Raw genomic sequence first — 13,996 nt, 5'->3', positions numbered from 1 at the left:
TTGAAAACCTTAAGCATCAACTGGGGAACACCTTTTTATGTATCAAAAGAAAGCGCGCGGCGCAAAACCGTGGATTATTATGGCTTGCGTTATCGCAGCCTTTATTTGGCTTTTATATGCCTTGGGCGATGTTTTGACGCCGTTTATTGTAGCCGCCGTTTTGGCCTATGTTTTGAATCCCTTGGTCGAGTGGCTTCAATTGAAGCGTATCCGCCGCGCGCCGGCCTCTATGATTATTATGGCACTGGCTTTGCTGATATTGCTGTCGTTGGTGCTGATTATCGTACCTATGTTGTTGAACCAGTTTAACAATCTGGCCGAACGCCTGCCGCAAATCGTGGGCTTTGTTCAAAACAAACTGCTGCCGTGGCTCAACAGCGTCAGTGGGGATTATATTCAAATCGATCAAGAATCAATCATCGCATGGTTGCAGTCGCATACTGATGAGTTGAGCAATACGCTCAAAGAATGGATTCCGACCTTGATGCGTCAAAGCGGCAACGTGATCAGCGGCGTCAGCAATTTGGTGTTGTTGCCTTTGTTGCTGTATTACTTCTTGTTGGATTGGAAACGCTGGTCTTCCGGAATCAGCAAACTGGTTCCACGCCGTTTTATCGAGACCTACACGCGTATCAGCGGCAATATGGATGAAGTTTTGGGCGAGTTTCTGCGCGGCCAGCTGATGGTTATGATGATCATGGGCTTGGTCTATGGCTTGGGCTTGATGCTGGTCGGTTTGGATTCCGGCTTTGCCATCGGTATGATTGCCGGTATTTTGGTATTTATTCCGTATTTGGGTGCATTTACCGGCCTTTTGCTGGCAACAGTTGCCGCGCTTTTGCAATATGGCTCATGGCAGGGCTTGTTGATGGTCTGGGCTGTATTCGGTGTCGGACAATTCTTGGAAAGCTTTTTCATTACGCCTAAAATCGTCGGCGACCGCATCGGTTTGTCTCCGTTCTGGGTGATTTTCTCGTTGATGGCTTTCGGACAACTGATGGGTTTTGTCGGTATGCTTGCCGGTCTGCCGCTTGCCGCCGTAACATTGGTTTTATTGCGTGAAGGCGCATCTGCCTATTTCGGCAGCCATTTCTACAAACATAAATAAATCGATAATATTAAGGCCGTCTGAAATCCAAGTTTCAGACGGCCATTGATAACAAAGGAAGTTTATATGTTAGCCATTATCGGCGGCAGCGGTTTGACCAAACTGCCGGAACTCGAAATTACTGAACGAAAAATCGTACGCACTCCATACGGCTTAACCAGCAGCCCTATTTTGTTCGGCAGGTTGGGGCGTTTGGATATTGTTTTTCTTGCCCGACACGGCTTCAGTCATACCATCGCGCCACATGAAATCAACTACCGCGCCAATATTTGGGCGTTACATTCTTTAGGCGTTGAAAACATCATTGCCATTTCTTCAGTCGTCGGTATCAATCCCGATTTTGAAAACGGCAGCTTGGTGTTGCCGGACGATTTGATCGACTATACCTATGGCCGTAAAGATACTTTTTTTGAAGGCCAAGAATGCCCGGTTGTCCATACCGATTTTTTCAACCCTTATTGCAATGAATTGCGACAAAAGTTGTTAAATATCACGAAAGCGCACAATGTGCCGATTTACGACTCCGCCATTTATGGTTGCCTGCAAGGCCCGCGCCGTCCGACCCGCGCAGAAATCGCCCGTTATCGACGTGACGGCGTAGATGTACTCGGTATGACCGGTATGCCCGAAGCCGTTTTGGCCAGGGAGTTAAAAATGGCCTATGCCCACTTTTGCAGCGTCAGCAGCATTGATTGCTTTGATAGCGGAGTAGGGACTGAGGGCTGTGATGAACAGACTTCTATGGCGATGACGAAAATCCGACAATTATTGAATGGTTTGTAACTAATAATGCCGTCTGAAATGATGTTTTCAGACGGCATTGTTTTATTTAAGAAGCTGTTTCACGCGCCCAATGGGGCAGGGAGGCTTTTTGTTTGCGGAACGAGGCAAGTTGCATGCCCCGACATTTTTCAAAAATCAATTCGACCCCGCTTTGCAGCTGTAAAATCAAATTGGTATGCGTTTCCGTTTTAATAAAATCGATATTGCGTTGTACCAAGCGTTGAATGACGGCATATACATCAAGGCAGCCATTTGCAAAAAACCACGGATTCAACTTTACCCAACGGCCGCCGCTTAATGCAGCATCAGGCTGAAAATCAGCACGAATCTGAGTCAGCCGATTGTCGGAGAAATGCAGTTCGATATCGCCATAAAGCCAAATATTCCAGCCTTTTTGTACCAACAAGCCTTTAGGGACGCAATCAGGCGCAGGAAACATCTGCAAAATAGACTCTGCCGATTGTCCGATTTCCAGATAGTCAAACCGGCCGGTATACAAAAAATCATAAATATCAACGGCAATAGGAAAGTGGTAACGCATGGTAACAACCATAGAAAAGCAATTAACCAAGCTATCTTAAACTTAAAATATAATGAAATCAATTCTTATTACTGTTTATTTAATATAGGAAAGGCCGTCTGAAATTCCAGACGGCCTTGTAGCTTTGATTTAAACCGATATTGGTTTACTCAGCCTTTAAATCAGCCACACATTGCCTATCGCGTGCCTCAAAAGCTTCAGCGCCACCCAAGAGTTTGAGTTGCTCCTCAGGGCTGATTTTGCCGAAGTTTCGGATTTGCTCGTCAGAGAGTTTGCTTAAGGGCTGATCCCACATGCAGACACAATAGTCTTGAGCCAATTTCTCGTTTTGCGCATCCAAACCTTTTGCCTTTAAATCAGCTTGCCATTTTTCAGCAAAAGGAATGTTTTTCACACAAGATTCCACCACATTTTGTTTCATCTGCGGCTTGTTCATGGCGCATTGTGAGAGCAGGGCAGTCAGAGCCAGCAAAGACAAAATAACCCATGCCCAAATACGGATGGTACGGATTTTTGCCTTGGCTTTCTTTCTGGCCGCCAGTTGCTCTTCAGACGGTCTTTCCGTTTGTTGCTCAGTCATGCAGGCTTTCCATGCGGATCATAGTGATCGGAGCATCCACGCAGCTCAGTGCCTCAATCGCTGCGATAGCGCGTTTGACATTGTGTTCCACTGTGGTGTGGGTCAGAATCACAATTTCGGCAGTACTTTGATTAATCACGCCTTTTTGAATCAGAGCCTCGATAGAAACATTTTCTTTGGCCAAGAGTGCGGCAATTTGACCCAACGTGCCCGGTTCGTCAGTTGCTTGAACGCGCAGATAATAGCTGCTGGTGATTTCATCCATAGGCAGAATATTTTGCGCTTGAACTTGTGAAGGTTGGAATGCCAAGTGAGGAACACGATGGTCAGTTTCCGCTTCAATCAGGCGGGCAATATCAATGATATCGGCAACTACGGCAGAAGCAGTCGGCAATGCGCCTGCACCTGCACCATAATACAAGGTTTCACCGACCATATCGGCATTGACGCGGACAGCATTCATCACGCCGTTAACGTTAGCCAGCAGACGGCTTTCAGGAATCAGAGTAGGGTGTACACGCAACTCGATGCCTTTGTCGGTTTTACGGGTAATACCCAACAATTTGATACGGTAGCCAAGCTCTTCAGCGTATTTGATATCGCGGCTGTCGAGTTTGCTGATGCCCTCCAGATAGCAGGCAGAAAAGTTCATCGGCGTACCAAATGCCAATGCGCTCATGATGGTGATTTTATGGCCGGCATCATGACCTTCGATATCAAAAGTAGGGTCGGCTTCCGCATAGCCCAAAGCCTGAGCTTCTTTCAATACGTCTGCAAACGCGCTGCCTTTTTCACGCATTTCAGTAAGGATGAAGTTGCTGGTACCATTAATAATGCCGGCGATGCTGCGGATTTGGTTTGCAGCTAAGCCTTCACGCAAAGCCTTGATAATAGGGATACCGCCGGCAACAGCAGCTTCAAACTGTACCATGACATTTTTTTCTTCTGCCAAAGGAAAAATTTCATTGCCGTATTCAGCCAGCAATTTTTTATTGGCAGTAACAATGTGTTTGCCGTTTTCAATCGCTTTCAATACCGCATCTTTGGCAATACCGGTGCCACCAAACAATTCAACAACAACATCAACATCTTGATGTTGAAGCAGCTCAAACGGATCTTTGATAAAAGCAGCATTCGGGCAAATTTGTTTGGCTTTTTCTTCGCTCAAATCACAAACAGCAGAAATACGGACTTCACGTCCCAAGCGGCGGCTGATTTCCGCAGCGTTGTCCTGCAATACAGTGGCCGTACCGCCACCGACTGTACCCAAACCTAAAAGACCGATATTTACTGGCTTCATTGTGTCTCCTTTTGAGCCGATACTTTAAAATAATCACGAAAAACCAAGGCTTGTTATAATCGCTTGCAATCGTAAATTCAGAGCAAAGCATCAATGCACAAGGTTAAACGTTGAATCCTACCTGATATTGCTTGATTTTGCACCTTTTTTTGTAAGTTTCCCAAGGCCGTCTGAAAAATCGTTCTACCATAAAAACAGGAATTGCCATGAAAATCACAGAAAACCATATCGATGAAGCCACAACATTTTTTTCATCCTCACAAGACATATTGCAAATCGGAGAACAAACATACTCAGAACCCATTTGCTGGCAAGATGGTAAAGTGAGCATCATTCCTCAAACAACCATCGAAGAATTAAATGAACAAATTTTTATATCAGCAATTGAAACAGCAGAAAACCGTCCTGAAGTCATTATCATAGGTACAGGAGCAAAACAACGATTCCTGCATCCCAAAATTGCTGCAGCCTTATCAGCCTACGGAGTCGGCTTCGAATGCATGAACACAGCCTCAGCTTATAGAACTTTAGTTTTACTGCAAGGCGAAGGCAGAAGCACATGGGCTTGGTTATGGCCATAATTTGTAGAAAAGACTATTGCATCATGCTAGTTCAGGTTCGCATAATTTATATTATGTTAAATTCATAATACTAGTATTTTAGCCTGCTAAGTCCTGTTTCTTCTAGTTGTACAATCACTTACATAATTCAAATATAAAAGGCCATCTGAAGAATTTCAGACGGCCTTCTCTTTATCAATATCCATGAAACCAATTCAGATCACAGTTTTATTCCAAAGCATGATTAAATTTCTTTGATAGAATTTTAGATAGCCCTATTCATTGACTACCACCACTTTCCCAAACCCATCCGCGCTTTGCAAAAAACGGTGGGCTTCGGGAACTTGTTCCAATGTAAACACGCGTTCAATTAAGATTTTCACATTAAATTGCCAGATATAGTCAAACATCGCATCCAGCTTGGCTTGCGACACATTGCCCGAATGAAAGGCGGTGAGATAGCTGTTGTTTTTGAGTTCGATAATCGGATCAAAACCGTTTACGTATCATATATTACCTAGCTGCCCTGTATTGCAGACGATGCCGTATTCGTTGATGCGGGTGAAAGAATCACACAAAGTTGCCGGCCCGACCAATTCCAGAATTTTGTCATAGCTTTGGTCGGTTTGTAGTTTGCCATCGGCTTCAGTAATCACTTCGTCAAATCCGACTGCTTGCAGATGGGTAGCTTTGGCAGGATTACGCGTTGAACCGTGTAATACGATATGCGGAAACCGTACTTTAAGAAGCTTTGCAAAGGCTATGCCCACACCGCTGCTGGCACCACGCACCAATACACGATCTTGCGGCGCGATACGAAGCTGCTGTAATGAGCCGAACGCGGTGTAGTAAGTTTCGGGAATTGCGGCAAGGGTTGTCCAATCCAAATCGGTATGTTTGGGGTAAATTTGCTCGTTTGGCAGCAACACATATTCGGCGTAGCTGCCGTCAAAGGCGCGCCCCATTTCTCCCATAATAGAAGACAACCTTTTGTCCAACCGCCAGTGCAGGTGTGGAACTTTGCACCACTTCGCCTACACATTCAATGCCCAAGATGCACGGAAATTGGACAGACGGCGATTTACCTTCACGCGTGAAAATCTCGGAATGGTTGATGCAGAAGCCTTTGATTTTTACGGCTTTCATAATACCTCCCTAAGAATTTGATGCTTTCAGGTAGCCTACTGCCAATTTTACTTTCCTAACAACCCATTTTTCTCTAAATAATTCCGAGCCACGTTTTCCGCGCTTTCGCCTTGCACTTTCACGCGGTAGTTCATCTCGCTCATTTCCTCTTCGCTAATTTTTCCCGCCAGTCGGTTAAGTGCGGTCACAATTTGAGGATTTTTTTCAGCAAATTCTACTTTCATCAGCGGTGCGCCCTGATAGGCGGGGAACAGGGAAATATCATCTTTCAGCAAGCGCAATCGATATTTTTTCAATTCTGCATCAGTGGAAAAGGCTTCCACTAGGTTGATTTTGTCATTCAACAATGCCGTATAGCGTAAGGCAGGTTCCAAGCTAACAATATGTTTTAGCGTGATACCGGCTGCCTGCATGCCTTTATAGCCATCCGCTCGGTCGATAAATTCCAGTGAGAAACCTGCTCGGATATCGGGCGCTACCTGCTTCAAGTCGCTGATTGTCTTCAGTTGGTGCGATGCACCGTAGCTTTCTTTGACCGCCAACGCGTAAGTGTTCTGATAAGACATCGGTGGTAGAAACTCTAGCTGATATTGTTCCGCCAATAATTGTTTGCCCCGTTGATAGGTTTCATCTGGCGACAGATGGCGGTTCTTCTGTTCAGTTGGTACTTGTACTAAGGCTTCCAGCACTGTGCCGGTGAATTCAGGATAAATATCGATTTCGCCACTATTCAGTGCGCTAAACAGGAAAGTAGTTTTGCCAAAATTAGGTTTGACTGTGACTTTCACGTTCGAATTCTCACGTTCAATCAATAATTTATACATGTTAATCAGAATATCCGGCTCACTCCCCATTTTGCCGGCAACCACCACGTTTTTTGTAGCAGGTGTAAATGAAATCTGCGACATACCGAGTGCGCCGAAGCCTACCGCCAATGCAAGAATAATCGGCAACTTGCGTTGCGATTTCTGCAACAGCCCGATAATGCCGCTTACACCGACAGCCAATAACGCGGAGAGCAATGCGCCGGTAAACGTCATTGTCATGTTGTTGCGGTCAATACCGAGCAGAATCAGGTTACCCAAACCGCCTGCGCCAATTAGCGCCGCCAGAGTTGCCGTGCCGACAATCAGCACCGCCGCCGTGCGAATGCCTGAAATCATGGCAGGCAAAGCCATCGGCAGCTCAATCCGCCACAATGATTGCCAGCGCGATAGTCCGAATGCGGTGTACGCATCTTGAATCGATTGGTCGATTTGAGTCAGCCCCAAATAGGTATTTTGAAAAATAGGCAACAGCGCGTATAGCGTGAGCGCAATCAAGACAGGCGGCGAACCGATACCGACAAACGGAATCAGCAAACCCAGCAGCGCCAAAGACGGAATGGTTTGCAATATATTGGTGAACTGCAATACCGCCTCCGCTGCCCGCTGTCTGCGCGCAAACAACACGGCCGCAGGAACTGCAATCGCCACTGCAGCGAGCAAAGCCAGGCCGGAAAGCCATAAATGCGTAAGCAGCATTTGCCAGAGTTCTGCCGGGGTAACGTTTAGGGATGAGAACATAGTTTTAAATTTTATGTTTAGTACGTTGAATAATAGATGTTTATGTTTGCTTTACAGCAAGGTATTAGCGCCTTGAAAGAGGTTTCAGACGACCTTCACCATCATAACACTGCCCTTCTCACAGCTTCCTGTCCCTGTTTATCCAACCGTAAGAATTGGTGGATGATGCGTTCGGCATCGGGTGCATCGGCGGTGGAAAACAGCGATTGCACATAATCATTTGCCGGCTGCTTTTTGATTTCTTCAGGTGTGTCAATTTGTACCAGTTTGCCATTATGCATTACACCGATACGGCAAGCGAGTTTGGCGGCTTCCTGCATATCATGGGTAACGAAAACGATAGTGGTGCCAAATTTTTGGTGAATCATAGCAATTTGGTCTTGCAGCACGGTGCGTACCAGCGGGTCAAGTGCTGAAAACGGTTCGTCCATCAGCAGAACTTGGGGCTTGGCTGCAATGGCTCGCAAAATACCGATGCGCTGCTGTTCACCGCCGGAAAGTTCGTGCGGATAGCGGTCGCGGTAGTGCGCAGGGTCAAGTTCCACCAGCTCCAATAATTCATTCACACGCGTTTTGCGTTCAGCTTTCGGCCAGCCCAGTACGTCAGGCATGAGTTCGATATTTTCCGCGACGGTCATGGTGGGGAAAAGCGCGATTTGCTGCAATACGTAACCAATTTGGTGGCGGAGCTGGCGGATGTCGTAGTCTTTAATCCGTTTCCCGTGCAGATAAACGTTGCCATCGGTCGGTTCAATTAGCGCGTTAATCATGCGTAAAGTGGTGGATTTGCCGCTGCCCGAGCCACCTACCAACACGAAAAATTCACCCTGATAAATGGTCAAATCCAAATCGCGCACAGCATATTTGCCGTCATAATGCTTGCCTGTGCCACGAAACTCGATAAATGGGACAAGATTATTTTGCATATTTTGCCTTTACTACGTCTTCAAAACTAAGCGGTGCTCGTTCCAACAACTGCGACAGGTCGTCTGAAACGGTAGCAAGCTCGCCTTTAGCAATGGCAGTGTAGGTAGAAACCCAGGCTTCAATCTGCCAATCGGGCGTGTCAGGATACTCAGCTTTGCGGCTGGCGAAGGCTTCTTCCACAGTTTCATTGTGGTAGCAGTGCGGTTTGCCGGTGATTTCGGTTAAGACGGCGGCTATTTCAGCGAAGTTTAATGATTGGGAACCGGTCAGCGTGTAGATCTGATTATCATGGTGGTGGTTTCCGCATGCGATGTTGGCGATGATGTTTGCCGCTGCTTGGGCAACATCGCGCTGTGAAACGCAGGCAACGCGCCCGTTGTCAGCTGGGCCTGCGATGATGCCGTCTGCGTTAGCAATTGTTGCCATCATCTCACTGTAAAAATTGTCGCGCAGAAAGGTGTAGCGCATATTTGTTTGCCGGATTGCATTTTCGGTAACCGCATGAGTGCGCGCCAGCGTGAAGGTACTGTCCAACGCCGCTTGAGCAAAAGAGAGATAGACAATATGTTTCACGCCTGCTTCCGAAGCAGCCTGCACCAAAGTCAAATGCTCCTGTTCGCGCATCGGACTTTCGGCGGCAGACACCATAAACAGCACGTCCACCCCATTTAAAGCCTGCTTAGCAAGCTCCAAATCGCCATAGGCAAACCGCCGCGCCTCGCAGTTCGGCAGATCGGGTACTTTGGCGGGGTTGCGCAGTGGCAGAATAAGCGGTAGGTCGCGTGTACTGAGGTGTTGGGCGACCATGCCGCCGATGTTGCCGCTGGAACCAGTGATGGCTAGATTCATGTTGTTTTCCTTATAGAGATAGCTTTGCCGTTTACAGGGTTTCTGTAAAACCATGTGCATGCTGCTTTTTGGGTTTCAGGTAGACTGAATAGATTTAAGGGATGGTTTATTAATGGTTATTTTATTGTAGCAGTTTTCCTGCATACGATAAGCCACGAAAGACTCACTTGATTATTAAGCTGATATTAATAATTAGGTTAGGATATGTGGTCTTTCCGTTTTCAAGTCCCTTATGGCTTAAAACGGACCTCTTTTACTAGTTTTTAGAATTTAGGTGGCATTTACATTACCAAGTATTTGTACTGCATTTCTCTATTCTCAAAGAATTTAAAGAGCTTAGGGTATGTCCCCACGGCCCTATTCCGCTACTAAATAATTAAGTGATAGAGTTATAGCATAATTGAACTGACAAATTTCTTAAAACCTATTGATTTTATACTAAAAATTGTAGTACTATGAGCACACTCTCTAGAGTATCATTAATTCTCATTTGACATATAGGAACAAAACAGCGGAATTTGTAGAAGAATAGGGAAAAGGAAATTAATTTATATTATGTTAAATTATTATAAGTTATAATCATAATTTAGTAATTTAATTAGTATTTTTTAAATTCTTATTCTAAGTCACTTTCAAAGAACAGGATCTTTTGTATCGCTCAGTGGATATCTAAAATTCTAAAAACCATTTGAACTTAAAGATTCAAACGGTTTTTTAGTATCAATTTATTTATATTCCATGCTTCTATATACGGTTAAATTTTAAAATTTAATCCTCCTTCAAATCCAACCGCTTTCATCATAAAGCCCTGCCCGTACTCAAACCTGCCTTGCCATTTTCCCATAAAGTTTTCAGCAATACTTTCCACGCTGACAATTTGGGATCAGGCTGTTTGCCTTGTCCGATTAAATCCATTTGCGTCATGTACCAATTCATTTCCAGCATCGCGCCTGCTTTTTTATCAACCAACGCCACGCCTGTTTGGATGCGGTCGGTTTTCACGGTTTGGTAGGTGCCGTTTTGCATTTTTTTTGCTAAATCAGGCACTAAGGCAAACGGACGAGCGACACCGACCAAATCCAAATGGCCGCTGGATAAGGCGTCTTCCATGGCGTTTTGCGAACGGAAGCCGCCGGTGATAATCAGCGGAGCTTGGCTGACTGCACGGGCTTTTTCGGCGTAATCGATGAAGAAGGCTTCGCGTTTGCGGGTGCTGTCTTTAGCCGCGAGCATTTGCGGGCTTTCGTAGTTGCCACCGGAAACTTCAATAAAATCAATGCCCATTTTCGACAGTTTTTGTACCACCTGCACCGATTCGCTTTCGTCAAATCCGCCTTTTTGGAAATCTGCCGAATTGAGTTTTACTCCCACCAAGAAATCTTTGCACACGGCAGCGCGGATGGCGGTGTAGGTTTCCAAAAGGAAGCGCATACGGTTTTCCAAGCTGCCGCCCCACTGGTCTTGGCGGCGGTTGTGATGCGGCGAAAGGAATTGGCTGATGAGATAGCCGTGCGCAGCGTGAATTTGTACGCCTGAAAACCCTGCCTGTTCGGCAATTTTCGCGGTTTGTACGAATTGCTGAATCAGCCCGTTGATTTCATCGGCAGTCAATTCACGCGGCGGGTTGATAAAGCCGTCCATGCCCACCAACGGCACGGCGCTCGGCGCAAGCGGCGTTTTATTGACCACCGCAGGCGACTGTTTACCCGCATGGTTGATTTGCATGATGAGCAGCGTGTCGTTTTGCGTGCCTGCTTTCGCCCATTTTTTCAGCATCTCAAGGCTGCGGTCGTCTGAAATCACCACATCATTTATCGAACCTTTGCCGCTTTCGGCGACCATCACATTGCCCGTAACCAACACACCTGCACCGCCTTTTGCCCAAGTGTCGTACAGGCGGACGAGTTTTTCAGACGGCTGGTCGTTTTGGGCAAGTTGCTCTTCCATGGCGGATTTGAAGATACGGTTTTTAGTACCCTTTCCGTTTTGAAAAGTGAACGGGGTAAATAACATAATTCTTTCCTTTAAGTTGATAAGTTTAAAAATGTAAACGTATTTGGATAAAAATAAAGGGTTAACAGATAACCCTATTTTGAAAGCGGGCAATTTTGAGCCATCAAATCAGCAAGCTGTCTCAACTTCGCCACCGCATCCGCCATGGCAATACTGTAAAACCGCTCTTTGCCGACCTGTTCCACCGCCACCGCACCGGCTTGCAACATAATTTTCAAATGATGCGACACCGCAGGACGCGACAGATGTAGATGCTCGGTCAGCTCATTCACATTCATCTTGCCGTGTTCCCACAGCACGCGCAGGATTTGATGGCGGTTTTCATCGCTCAACACAGTAAAAATAGGAATGCACTCGCGCATTAAATTCATGGTTTGTTGCGGCATATTCGGTTTCTTGAGTTTATATGTTTAAAAATTTGAACGTATTTTAGAGAGAAAGATGGGGAATGTCAAAGGGAATTTTCAGAAGATGGTTTTAGTGTACAAATCACAGCGTTTCATCAATCATTATCTCAGTCTACAAGCTGTTTCAGACGACCTTTTCGTAATAAAGAGCGGTCAAATTTTTAAGTGTTTTGCAAATCATCTTAAAAACTTGACCACTTGCATCATTATCAAGACCGCAGCCGTCTGAAACATTGATAGACCGGTTACTGATGTTCGCTTTCTGCTACTTTTGTCCATTTTGCCAATGTCTGCTTCATCTGTGCCTGAGGGATGAAGCGGGCCATCCGTTCTACTTCCTTGCCTTGATAAAACAGCAGCCATGCAGGTACGGTCAGCACGTGGAAACGTCCCGCCATTTCGGGTATTTCAGCAATATCAGCTTTTACGGCATACACATTTCCTTCCTCCGCCAAAGCTGAGTCAAGTTGGGCGGCCACGACCGTACAAACACCGCAGATTGGGGCTTTGATGTACAGTGATACTAAAGGGTGTGTGGCGATGGCCTGTTCGATGTCTTTCAAAGTGTGCAGTTGTTGCATGCCATGTCCTCCTTTGAGCGATTAAGCCCTTTTCTAGTTGTCCAGAAAAGGGGCTTTTAACGAAATGAAAACAAGAAAACGTTTTGAGTCGTCTAGATTTTTTCCACAACCACTTTTGCCCGCGCTTTCAGGCTGTTCAACACTGGGGAGGTAGCGGCTGAGCGGTCGGCGAAATTTTGCAGGGTAGGAAGGTCGGCGTCGGCTTTTACTTTTATGGTTAGCACCAGATTATCCAGTCCGCCGTAGCCATCTTCCATGCCGAACAGTTTGGCCATGTCGATACCGCCACTTGCGGATATTTCAAACTGTTCCAGTTTCACGCCTGCCAATGCTGCTTGCAACTCGAAACCTATGGAGCAGCAGCCTGCCGCAGCGCTGATCAGGTATTCCACCGGATTTGGGGCGGCGTTTTCACCGCCCATGTTTTTCGGTTCGTCTGTGGTAAAGGCAGGGAAGCGGCGCACGGAGATTTCATTCTTCGTGCCGGATACCCAGCGCGAATCGGCGCGTAATACTGCCTTGCCTTTTGCATGGTCGTTTTCAACCGCTGCCATGGTAGTTCGGAAACGTTCGATATCTAACCCGTTAATCATGTTTTGTCCTTTCATATGATGAATTGCAGATGGTTTTTCGCTACACTTACACGCCCATTTTCCACGCGGAGATGCGCTTCAAATTATCCACCGTGTCGTGATTGACAATGGCGGCGAACGTGCCGTCCAGTTTGGCAATTTCGGCTTTGTCTTCATCGCTGAGAGCAAAATCAAAGACGTTCAAGTTTTCCGCCATACGTTCGGGTTTGGTGGATTTTGCCAATACAATGATGCCACGTTCCACCAGCCAGCGGGTAATCACTTGCGCCACGGATTTGCCATATTTCGTACCAATTAGCGACTGACAAAATGGTGGGCAAAAGCCCACCGCTTCAAGTTGATGTTTTATTATTAACCGAACACTTTTTTCAAATGTGCTTGGTAGTCTGCGAAGTATTGTTCTACTTGTGGATTTTTAACTACATCGTTACATGTAAATGTCGGTAGACGGGTCAAACCGATAAACTCGTTGAGTTTGTGGAAAGGCATGTACACAGCATCCACATCTTTGCCTTCAAAGAAGTCGCCTTCACGGGTGAACGCTTCAATCGGCGCATTCCACGTAAGCGAAAGCATGTGTTTTTTGCCTTGCAATAAACCACCTGTACCGAAGCCTTCGGTCGGGCTGACACGATGACGGCCATCACTGTGGTAAAGCTTGCCGTGTCCAGCGATAAATACTTCGTCTATGTATTTCTTCACTGTCCAAGGCTCGTGCATCCACCAAACAGGCATCTGCCAAATCACGGCATCCATCCACAAGAATTTTTCGATTTCTGCCTCAATATCATAGCCAGCATCAATCACAGTTTCTTTTACATTGTGTCCAAGTGCGGTCAAAACTTCTTTTGCTTTTTTGTGAAGCGTGTGGTTTAACTCACCATGAGAATGGCCGAAAGCTTTACCACCGTTTAATAATAAAATGTTCATTTTTACTCCTAGAATAAATAATTTATAAAAAAAGGATGTGATGTTTACGGATATTGTCTTCTGTTTACTCTCATGAAGTTGCAGTCATTTTATGATTTGTTTTTATTGAGATA

The 13,996-nt window shown here is 45.9% G+C and carries 18 protein-coding genes; 3 read left to right on the top strand and 15 right to left on the bottom strand.

The genetic code is table 11. The features are described from left to right. The first annotated feature begins 37 nt into the window (after positions 1-37). Together DBY95_RS02625 and DBY95_RS02620 are read left to right on the top strand one after the other, a co-directional pair. On the top strand, positions 38-1,108 hold the full coding sequence (locus tag DBY95_RS02625) for an AI-2E family transporter (RefSeq protein ID WP_070625529.1): 1,071 nt from the start codon (positions 38-40) through the stop codon (positions 1,106-1,108). 66 nt (positions 1,109-1,174) lie between these two features. Beyond that, on the top strand, positions 1,175-1,891 hold the full coding sequence (locus DBY95_RS02620) for an S-methyl-5'-thioinosine phosphorylase (RefSeq protein WP_107723291.1): 717 nt from the start codon (positions 1,175-1,177) through the stop codon (positions 1,889-1,891). 46 nt (positions 1,892-1,937) lie between these two features. Here DBY95_RS02620 and DBY95_RS02615 read toward each other — a convergent pair whose 3' ends face one another. The 3 genes from DBY95_RS02615 to DBY95_RS02605 all read right to left on the bottom strand — a co-directional run bounded on the left by DBY95_RS02615 (position 1,938) and on the right by DBY95_RS02605 (position 4,312). After that, positions 1,938-2,432 (bottom strand): hypothetical protein, encoded by a 495-nt coding sequence (locus DBY95_RS02615; protein WP_049328665.1) that lies wholly within the window; start codon positions 2,430-2,432, stop codon positions 1,938-1,940. 145 nt (positions 2,433-2,577) lie between these two features. After that, complete coding sequence (locus DBY95_RS02610; RefSeq protein ID WP_107723289.1) at positions 2,578-3,012, bottom strand: hypothetical protein; 435 nt, start codon at positions 3,010-3,012, stop codon at positions 2,578-2,580. Next, the gene (locus DBY95_RS02605) at positions 3,005-4,312 is read right to left on the bottom strand and encodes a homoserine dehydrogenase (RefSeq protein ID WP_107723288.1); all 1,308 of its coding nucleotides are present in this window, start codon (positions 4,310-4,312) and stop codon (positions 3,005-3,007) included. Before DBY95_RS02605 ends, DBY95_RS02610 begins: the two co-directional genes overlap by 8 nt. A 206-nt stretch (positions 4,313-4,518) precedes the next feature. Between DBY95_RS02605 and DBY95_RS02600 the strand changes: the two genes are divergently transcribed. Continuing rightward, positions 4,519-4,893 (top strand): MTH938/NDUFAF3 family protein, encoded by a 375-nt coding sequence (locus tag DBY95_RS02600; RefSeq protein ID WP_107723287.1) that lies wholly within the window; start codon positions 4,519-4,521, stop codon positions 4,891-4,893. 254 nt (positions 4,894-5,147) lie between these two features. Here the strand turns inward: DBY95_RS02600 and DBY95_RS10590 are convergent, their stop codons facing one another. From DBY95_RS10590 to DBY95_RS02540, 12 genes are all read right to left on the bottom strand, one after another. After that, positions 5,148-5,282 (bottom strand): zinc-binding dehydrogenase, encoded by a 135-nt coding sequence (locus DBY95_RS10590; RefSeq protein WP_234394578.1) that lies wholly within the window; start codon positions 5,280-5,282, stop codon positions 5,148-5,150. 96 nt (positions 5,283-5,378) lie between these two features. Next, the gene (locus DBY95_RS02595; protein WP_199903846.1) at positions 5,379-5,846 is read right to left on the bottom strand and encodes a hypothetical protein; all 468 of its coding nucleotides are present in this window, start codon (positions 5,844-5,846) and stop codon (positions 5,379-5,381) included. Further along, positions 5,821-6,018 (bottom strand): alcohol dehydrogenase catalytic domain-containing protein, encoded by a 198-nt coding sequence (locus tag DBY95_RS02590; RefSeq protein WP_079453972.1) that lies wholly within the window; start codon positions 6,016-6,018, stop codon positions 5,821-5,823. Before DBY95_RS02590 ends, DBY95_RS02595 begins: the two co-directional genes overlap by 26 nt. Positions 6,019-6,065: 47 nt before the next feature. Then, positions 6,066-7,583: an ABC transporter permease/substrate-binding protein gene (locus DBY95_RS02585; RefSeq protein ID WP_107723286.1), complete on the bottom strand. Its 1,518-nt coding sequence runs from the start codon at positions 7,581-7,583 to the stop codon at positions 6,066-6,068. Positions 7,584-7,684: 101 nt separating this feature from the next. Then, entirely contained in the window at positions 7,685-8,509 is an 825-nt protein-coding gene (locus DBY95_RS02580) for an ABC transporter ATP-binding protein (RefSeq protein WP_107723285.1), read from the bottom strand. Then, a complete protein-coding gene (locus DBY95_RS02575) occupies positions 8,499-9,359 on the bottom strand; it encodes an SDR family oxidoreductase (protein ID WP_107723284.1) in 861 nt (286 codons plus the stop codon). The genes DBY95_RS02580 and DBY95_RS02575 overlap by 11 nt, the downstream gene beginning before the upstream one ends. Before the next feature lie 798 nt (positions 9,360-10,157). After that, entirely contained in the window at positions 10,158-11,372 is a 1,215-nt protein-coding gene (locus DBY95_RS02570; RefSeq protein WP_107723283.1) for an NADH:flavin oxidoreductase/NADH oxidase family protein, read from the bottom strand. Between the two features lie 74 nt (positions 11,373-11,446). Further along, positions 11,447-11,758 (bottom strand): ArsR/SmtB family transcription factor, encoded by a 312-nt coding sequence (locus tag DBY95_RS02565; RefSeq protein WP_107723282.1) that lies wholly within the window; start codon positions 11,756-11,758, stop codon positions 11,447-11,449. A 266-nt stretch (positions 11,759-12,024) separates the two neighbouring features. After that, on the bottom strand, positions 12,025-12,360 hold the full coding sequence (locus DBY95_RS02555) for a thioredoxin family protein (protein WP_107723280.1): 336 nt from the start codon (positions 12,358-12,360) through the stop codon (positions 12,025-12,027). Between the two features lie 92 nt (positions 12,361-12,452). Next, complete coding sequence (locus DBY95_RS02550; protein WP_224783358.1) at positions 12,453-12,953, bottom strand: OsmC family protein; 501 nt, start codon at positions 12,951-12,953, stop codon at positions 12,453-12,455. A gap of 46 nt (positions 12,954-12,999) precedes the next feature. After that, on the bottom strand, positions 13,000-13,224 hold the full coding sequence (locus DBY95_RS02545; protein ID WP_234394577.1) for an aldo/keto reductase: 225 nt from the start codon (positions 13,222-13,224) through the stop codon (positions 13,000-13,002). 80 nt (positions 13,225-13,304) lie between these two features. Then, positions 13,305-13,883 carry an NAD(P)H-dependent oxidoreductase gene (locus DBY95_RS02540; protein WP_107723279.1) on the bottom strand — a complete coding sequence of 193 codons (579 nt, stop codon included), beginning with the start codon at positions 13,881-13,883 and terminating at the stop codon, positions 13,305-13,307. Positions 13,884-13,996: the final 113 nt, after the last annotated feature.

Source organism: Neisseria subflava, assembly GCF_003044935.1.
GTDB classification, from domain to species: domain Bacteria; phylum Pseudomonadota; class Gammaproteobacteria; order Burkholderiales; family Neisseriaceae; genus Neisseria; species Neisseria subflava_E.
The sequence above is the reverse complement of the archived record's forward strand: the minus strand, read 5'-3'. Positions and strand labels throughout refer to the sequence as shown.

What these genes read in the sequence shown, in the direction of transcription:
- DBY95_RS02625 (WP_070625529.1), top strand. Translation starts at nt 38, where the DNA reads ATGTATCAAAAGAAAGCGCGCGGCGCAAAACCGTGGATTATTATGGCT.
- DBY95_RS10590 (WP_234394578.1), bottom strand. Translation starts at nt 5,282, where the DNA reads ATGTTTGACTATATCTGGCAATTTAATGTGAAAATCTTAATTGAACGC.
- DBY95_RS02605 (WP_107723288.1), bottom strand. Translation starts at nt 4,312, where the DNA reads ATGAAGCCAGTAAATATCGGTCTTTTAGGTTTGGGTACAGTCGGTGGC.
- DBY95_RS02585 (WP_107723286.1), bottom strand. Translation starts at nt 7,583, where the DNA reads ATGTTCTCATCCCTAAACGTTACCCCGGCAGAACTCTGGCAAATGCTG.
- DBY95_RS02565 (WP_107723282.1), bottom strand. Translation starts at nt 11,758, where the DNA reads ATGCCGCAACAAACCATGAATTTAATGCGCGAGTGCATTCCTATTTTT.
- DBY95_RS02610 (WP_107723289.1), bottom strand. Translation starts at nt 3,012, where the DNA reads ATGACTGAGCAACAAACGGAAAGACCGTCTGAAGAGCAACTGGCGGCC.
- DBY95_RS02600 (WP_107723287.1), top strand. Translation starts at nt 4,519, where the DNA reads ATGAAAATCACAGAAAACCATATCGATGAAGCCACAACATTTTTTTCA.
- DBY95_RS02555 (WP_107723280.1), bottom strand. Translation starts at nt 12,360, where the DNA reads ATGCAACAACTGCACACTTTGAAAGACATCGAACAGGCCATCGCCACA.
- DBY95_RS02590 (WP_079453972.1), bottom strand. Translation starts at nt 6,018, where the DNA reads ATGAAAGCCGTAAAAATCAAAGGCTTCTGCATCAACCATTCCGAGATT.
- DBY95_RS02580 (WP_107723285.1), bottom strand. Translation starts at nt 8,509, where the DNA reads ATGCAAAATAATCTTGTCCCATTTATCGAGTTTCGTGGCACAGGCAAG.
- DBY95_RS02540 (WP_107723279.1), bottom strand. Translation starts at nt 13,883, where the DNA reads ATGAACATTTTATTATTAAACGGTGGTAAAGCTTTCGGCCATTCTCAT.
- DBY95_RS02550 (WP_224783358.1), bottom strand. Translation starts at nt 12,953, where the DNA reads ATGATTAACGGGTTAGATATCGAACGTTTCCGAACTACCATGGCAGCG.
- DBY95_RS02570 (WP_107723283.1), bottom strand. Translation starts at nt 11,372, where the DNA reads ATGTTATTTACCCCGTTCACTTTTCAAAACGGAAAGGGTACTAAAAAC.
- DBY95_RS02575 (WP_107723284.1), bottom strand. Translation starts at nt 9,359, where the DNA reads ATGAATCTAGCCATCACTGGTTCCAGCGGCAACATCGGCGGCATGGTC.
- DBY95_RS02615 (WP_049328665.1), bottom strand. Translation starts at nt 2,432, where the DNA reads ATGCGTTACCACTTTCCTATTGCCGTTGATATTTATGATTTTTTGTAT.
- DBY95_RS02595 (WP_199903846.1), bottom strand. Translation starts at nt 5,846, where the DNA reads ATGGGAGAAATGGGGCGCGCCTTTGACGGCAGCTACGCCGAATATGTG.
- DBY95_RS02620 (WP_107723291.1), top strand. Translation starts at nt 1,175, where the DNA reads ATGTTAGCCATTATCGGCGGCAGCGGTTTGACCAAACTGCCGGAACTC.